This window comes from Streptomyces sp. UH6 (assembly GCF_013421635.1).
Lineage (GTDB): Bacteria > Actinomycetota > Actinomycetes > Streptomycetales > Streptomycetaceae > Streptomyces > Streptomyces abyssomicinicus.
The window spans coordinates 1-6,278 of sequence record NZ_JACADT010000280.1; the positions used below are offsets into that span (position 1 = coordinate 1).

General features: G+C 72.0%; 4 protein-coding genes and 1 pseudogene. 2 read left to right on the forward strand and 3 right to left on the reverse strand.

Translation table 11 applies throughout. The features are described from left to right. Window positions 1-193, reverse strand: a pseudogene (locus HW445_RS15355) (hypothetical protein); the annotation flags it as partial. Window positions 194-364: 171 nt separating this feature from the next. Then, window positions 365-1,801, reverse strand: a complete 1,437-nt coding sequence (locus tag HW445_RS15360) for an amino acid permease (RefSeq protein WP_180221580.1) — start codon at window positions 1,799-1,801, stop codon at window positions 365-367. 337 nt (window positions 1,802-2,138) lie between these two features. On the opposite strand from HW445_RS15360, the gene HW445_RS15365 reads away from it, so the two are divergent. Then, entirely contained in the window at window positions 2,139-2,720 is a 582-nt protein-coding gene (locus HW445_RS15365) for a biotin transporter BioY (protein WP_180221581.1), read from the forward strand. 179 nt (window positions 2,721-2,899) lie between these two features. On the opposite strand, the gene HW445_RS15370 is transcribed toward HW445_RS15365, so the two are convergent. Next, window positions 2,900-3,571, reverse strand: a complete 672-nt coding sequence (locus HW445_RS15370; protein ID WP_180221582.1) for a DsbA family protein — start codon at window positions 3,569-3,571, stop codon at window positions 2,900-2,902. A gap of 162 nt (window positions 3,572-3,733) precedes the next feature. Between HW445_RS15370 and pepN the strand changes: the two genes are divergently transcribed. Beyond that, window positions 3,734-6,278: aminopeptidase N (pepN, locus tag HW445_RS15375; protein WP_180221583.1), on the forward strand; the 2,545-nt coding region annotated here is incomplete at its 3' end.

Sequence of the window (6,278 nt, forward strand, 5' to 3'; positions counted from 1 at the left end):
GCGCGCCCTGCCGGAGCAGGTAGACGCCGGGCAGCAGCCGCTGCCAGGACCCGCCCGGCCGGCACCGTTCCCCGGCCTGGGCCGGCGTCACGCCGTGGGCGCGCAGCTCCGCGGCGGTGACGAGCAGGTGCGCGCCCGAGGGGGTGGTGGGGCGGGAGGAGAGCAAGGGGTTCACGGGGAAGTCGTGCGTCATGTCCCCTTGTTTCCCCCGTACGGAGCAGCACCGGACCCCTGTTACAGGTCCGTCGAGGAACGCTGACCGTTCCACCATGTTCCCGCGAACAGATGCCCGATACCGGGCGGGGAGCCCTCGGCCGGCGCCGCGGCGGGCGTGCCGCCATGACGCCGTCACGCCGTCACGCCGTTATGCGGACGTCCGCCCGTTCCGTCGCTGGGAGACGTATCCCGTGGCGGCCAGGACCAGGGTCAGCGCTCCGGTGGAGAGCACCTGGACGCGGGTGCCCGGTTCCAGCAGCATCAGCGCGAAGATCGCCAGGATGCCGGCCACCGCGACCCAGGTGAGCCACGGGAAGGCCCACATGCGGACCGTCAGCCGGGCGGGCTCCTCGCGCTCCAGCCGCCGGCGCAGCACCAGCTGGGAGGCGGCGATGAAGAGCCAGACCACCAGGATGACCGCGCCGATCATGTTGAGCAGCCAGGCGAACACGTCGTCCGGACGCCAGTAGCTGAGCAGCACGCACACGAACCCGAAGGCCGAGGAGGCCAGCACGGCCGCCCGCGGCACCCCGCCGGTGACCCGGCCGAGGGCCTTGGGACCCTTGCCCCGCCGGACCAGGGAGAAGGCCACCCGGGAGGCGGTGTAGGTGTTGGCGTTCATCGCCGACAGCAGCGCGATGAGCACGACCACGTTCATGATCTGGCCGGCCCCGGGGATGCCCAGGGTGTCGAGGGCGGCGACGTACGGGCCCTTCTCGACCAGCGCCGGGGAGTTCCACGGCACCAGGAGGACGATCACGGCCATGGAGCCGATGTAGAAGAGGCCGATCCGCCACATCGCCGTGCGCACGGCGCTCGCCACGCCCCGCACCGGGTCCTCGGACTCGGCGGCCGCGACGGTGACGGACTCGATGCCGCCGTAGGCGAAGACGGAGGCCAGCAGGCCGATGATCAGGCCGTGCACCCCGCCCGGCATGATCTCGGAGAGGTTGGCGCCGTCGGTCCCGTCGCTGCCGGGCAGGAGCCCGGCGACGGCCAGCACTCCGAGCGCCAGGAAGGCGACGATGGCCGCCACCTTGAGGGCGGCGAACCAGAACTCGAACTCGCCGAAGTTCTTCACGGCGGCCAGGTTGGTCCCGGTGAACACCGCCATGAAGAGGGCGACCCACATCCACTCCGGGGTGCCGGGCAGCCAGCCCGTGACGATCTTCGCCGCGCCGATGCCCTCGAGCCCGACGGCGGTGGAGAGCATCACCCAGAACGCCCAGCCGGAGGTGAAGCCGGCCCAGGGGCCGATGGCCCGCTCGGCATGGGTGGAGAAGGAGCCGGAGGAGGGGTAGGCGGCGGACATCTCGCCGAGCATCCTCATCACCAGCATGACCAGCAGCCCGGAGACCGCGTAGGCGATCACGATCGACGGTCCCGCGGCGGCGATGCCCGCGCCGGAGCCGACGAACAGACCGGCGCCGATCACGCCGCCGAGGGCGATCATCGACAGGTGGCGCTGCTTGAGGCCGTGGCCGAGGGAGCCGGACTCCTGGGCGGACGGGTCGTACGCGGGGGCCGCGGTGGTGGACGACGGGGTCTCCGTGACCGTCGCGGCCTTCGGGGTGGTGCGTGACATGGCAGCGAGTCTGACCGACACCGGCCGGGTCCGGGGGGTTCGACCGGAATGCGAACGGCCACAATTCGGAGCGTGAGATTCCGCTCACCCAGCGGACGGATTTGGCGACTTCCTACAAGCCCCCGGCGTGAGCAGCGTCACTCTTCGTCGAGGCGTGGGGCGGGTAATTTGTGCGATACCCACGACGTCGTCGTTCCGGGCTTTGTCGAGCACGGACGGTGATGCCGCCGACCGCCCTGGGATAGCGTCGTCGTGTTCGAACAAGTTCGTCACGCGGTCGATTCGTCCGGATCGGCCGGCCCCTCCCCCAGCCGACCACCATCCCGCGGAGAGACCCATGAGCACCGCCGCCGCCCCCGCCCGCTCCGGGCAGGTCCTCGCCGACCTGCTGCCCGCCTCCCGCGTCCGGGACGCCGCGCTCGTCGTCGGCGGCGCCGTGCTGACCGGTGTCGCCGCCCAGATCGCCGTGCCGGTCCCCGGCTCCCCGGTTCCGGTCACCGGCCAGACCTTCGCCGTGCTCCTGGTCGGCAGCGCGCTGGGCGCCCGGCGCGGTCTGCTCTCGATGGTGGTCTACCTGCTCGCCGGCATGGCGGGCATGCCGTGGTTCGCCGAGGGCGCCTCGGGTGCGGCCGCCCCGTCCCTCGGGTACGTGTTCGGCATGGTGGCGGCCTCCGCCATGGTGGGCGCGCTCGCCCGCCGCGGCGCCGACCGCACGCCGCTGCGGATGGCCGGGACCATGCTGCTGGGCTCCGCGGCGATCTACGCGCTGGGTCTGCCCTACCTGTCCTTCGCCCTGGACCTCTCGGCGAGCGCGACGATCGCCGCCGGTCTCACCCCGTTCCTGCTGGGCGACGTGCTGAAGGCCGCGCTGGCCATGGGCGTGCTGCCCACCGTCTGGAAGCTGCTCGAGCGCCGCTGACCGGACGGCGGGCGACCCAGGCGAAAGACCCCGGCTCGGTCGAGCCGGGGTCTTTCCCGTGCGCGGACCCGCCTTCTGCGAAGCCTTTGCAATAAGGTGACGGCAGGGATCGCCGGGCCGCCCCGCCGCGGTCGTCTTCTCACACGGACGGCGGGGCGGCCGGTCTCCCGCGCGCGGTCCTAGACCAGGTTGGAGAAGTCCGGACCCTTGGTGCGGGTGCGCTTGATCTCGTAGAAGCCCGGCACCGAGGCGACGGCCACCGTGCCGTCCCAGAGCCGCCCGGCCTGGTCGCCCTGCGGGGCGGGGGTGACGACCGGTCCGAAGAAGGCGATCTGCTCGCCGTCCGGGCCGGGCACCGCGATCACCGGCGTGCCGACCTCCTGGCCGACCTTGTCGATGCCCTCCTTGTGCGACGCGCGCAGCTGGGCGTCGAACTCGAAGTCCTCCTGGTCGTGGTACTCCATCAGCTCGGCGGGCAGGCCGACGTCGGCCAGCGCGGCCTCGACGGTCCCGCGCCCCACGCCCGCGCCCTGGTTGTGTATCCGGGTGCCGAGCGCGGTGTAGAGCGGGCCGAGCACGTCCTCGCCGTGCTTCTGCCAGGCGGCGGTCACCACCCGCACCGGGCCCCAGGCCTGCTTCTCCAGCATCTCCCGGTACTCGGCGGGGAGTTCGTCCAGCTTGTCCTCGTTGAGGACGGCGAGGCTCATCACGTGCCAGCGCACCTCGACGTCCCGGACCTTCTCCACCTCCAGCATCCAGCGGGAGGTCATCCAGGCCCAGGGGCACAGCGGGTCGAACCAGAAGTCCACCGGGGTCCTGGCGGAGGTCGTCTCGGACGTCGTCTCGGGCATGGCGCTCCTAGGGTGCGGATGTCGGTCGGTTCCTCTCCCGCCAACACGCCGCCGCACGGGTCAATTCCCGCATGCTCCCTCCCTCCGCCACGTGGGAGGATCATCGCCGATCACCACATCCCTTGATCATTCGCAGATGACCAGACCCGGAGGAGACGACCCTTGCCCGGTGAGAATCTGTCCCGCGAGGAGGCCCGCGAACGGGCCGCGCTGCTGTCCGTCGACTCCTACGAGGTGTCGCTCGACCTGCGCTCCGCCCTCGGCGAGGCCACCGGCGACGGACCGCGGACGTTCCGCTCCGTCACCACCATCCGCTTCCGCTGCGCCGAACCCGGCGCCGGCAGCTTCGCGGACCTGATCGCGCCGAGCGTCACGGCCCTCTCCCTCAACGGACGCGACCTCGACCCGGGCGCCGTCTTCGACGGCTCGCGCATCCGGCTGGAGGACCTGGCCGCGGAGAACGAGCTGGTCGTCGACGCGCAGTGCGCCTACTCGCGCACCGGCGAGGGCATGCACCGCTTCGTCGACCCGGAGGACGGCGAGGTCTACCTCTACACGCAGTACGAGCCCGCCGACTCACGGCGCGTCTTCGCCAACTTCGAGCAGCCCGATCTGAAGGCGCCCTACCGCTTCGAGGTGCGCGCCCCCGAGGGCTGGACGGTGTGGAGCAACGGCGCGGGCGAACTCGTGGACGGCGTCTGGCGGTTCGCGGAGACGAAGCCGATCTCCACCTACATCACGGCGGTCGTGGCCGGCCCGTACCACCACGTCACCGACACCTACAGCCGGGAGCTGCCCGACGGGACCCGGCTGGAGATCCCGCTCGGCGCCATGTGCCGCAAGGGCCTGGCGCCGTACTTCGACGCCGACGACGTCTTCCTGGTCACCAAGCAGGGCCTGGACTTCTTCCACGAGCACTTCGACTACCCGTACCCGTTCGGCAAGTACGACCAGGCCTTCGTGCCCGAGTACAACCTCGGCGCCATGGAGAACCCCGGCATGGTGACCTTCCGCGAGGAGTACATCTACCGCGGCAAGGTGACCCGGACGGCCTACGAGCGGCGGGCCACCACCGTCCTCCACGAGATGGCCCACATGTGGTTCGGCGACCTGGTCACCATGGAGTGGTGGGACGACCTGTGGCTCAAGGAGTCCTTCGCCGACTTCATGGGCACCTTCTCGCTGGTCGAGGCCACCCGCTTCACGGACGGCTGGATCAGCTTCGCCAACAGCCGCAAGGCGTGGGCGTACCGGGCCGACCAGCTGCCGTCCACCCACCCCGTCACGGCGGACATCCGTGACCTGGAGGACGCCAAGCTCAACTTCGACGGCATCACGTACGCCAAGGGCGCCAGCGTGCTCAAGCAGCTGGTGGCCTACGTCGGCCGGGACGCCTTCCTGGAGGGGTCGCGCCGCTACTTCAAGCGCCACGCCTACGGCAACACCCGCCTCGGCGACCTGCTGTCGGTGCTCGGCGAGACCAGCGGCCGGGACATGACCTCCTGGGCGAAGGCCTGGCTGCAGACCGCCGGGGTCAACGCCCTCACCCCGCAGGTCCTGCTGGGAGCGGACGGCCGGGTGGAGGAACTGGCGGTGGTCCAGGAGGCCGCCGAGTCCCACCCGACGCTCCGGCCGCACCGGGTCGCGATCGGCCTCTACCGGGTCGACGGCGGCGAGCTGGTCCGCTACGCCCGCGTCGAGACCGACGTGGCCGGGGCCCGTACGGTCGTCGGCGAGCTGGCCGGCGCGGACGCCCCGGACCTGGTGCTGGTCAACGACGACGACCTCACCTACTGCAAGGCCCGCTTCGACGAGACCTCGCTGGCCACGCTGCGCGAGCACCTGGGCTCGCTGACGGACCCGCTGGCCCGGGCGCTGTGCTGGTCGGCCCTGTGGAACATGACCCGCGACGCCCTGCTGCCGGCCCGCGAGTTCGCCGCCCTGGTGATGCGGTTCGCGGGCGGGGAGACCGAGATCGGCGTGCTGCAGATGCTGCACGCCTGGGCGCGGACCGCGCTGGTGCGGTACGCGGCCCCGGTGTGGCGGCCGGAGGGCGAGCGGCTGCTGTCCGAGGGCGCGCTGCGGGAGCTGCGGGCGGCCGCGGCGGGCAGCCAGCACCAGCTCGCCTGGGCACGGTTCCTCTCCTCCGTCGCGTCCGGGGAGCCGGAGTTCGCGCTGCTGCGGGGGCTGCTGGACGGCACCGAGAAGATCGACGGCCTGGAGATCGACCAGGAGCTGCGCTGGGACTTCCTGGAGCCGCTGGCCGCCAACGGGCTCGCCGACGCGTCGGTGCTCGCCGGGGAACGCGCGCGGGACAACACCGCCTCGGGTGAGCGGCGGCAGGTGCGGTGCCTGGCGGCACGGCCGTCGGAGGCGGTCAAGGCGGAGGCGTGGGCCGCGGTCGTGGAGTCCGACGCGCTCTCCAACGCGCTGGTGGAGGCCACGATCGGCGGGTTCGCGCAGCCCTCGCAGCGGGGGCTGCTGGCGCCGTACGCCGAGAAGTACTTCGCGATGATCGAGCGGGTGTGGGCGGAGCGGTCCATCCAGATCGGCAAGGACCTCGTGGAGGGGCTGTACCCGTGGCTCCAGGACTCGCACGCGACGCTGGAGGCGACGGACGCGTGGCTGTCCGCGCACGAGGGGGCGGCTCCGGCGCTGCGGCGCCTGGTGCTCGAGGCACGGGACGACCTGGCCCGGGCGCTGCGGG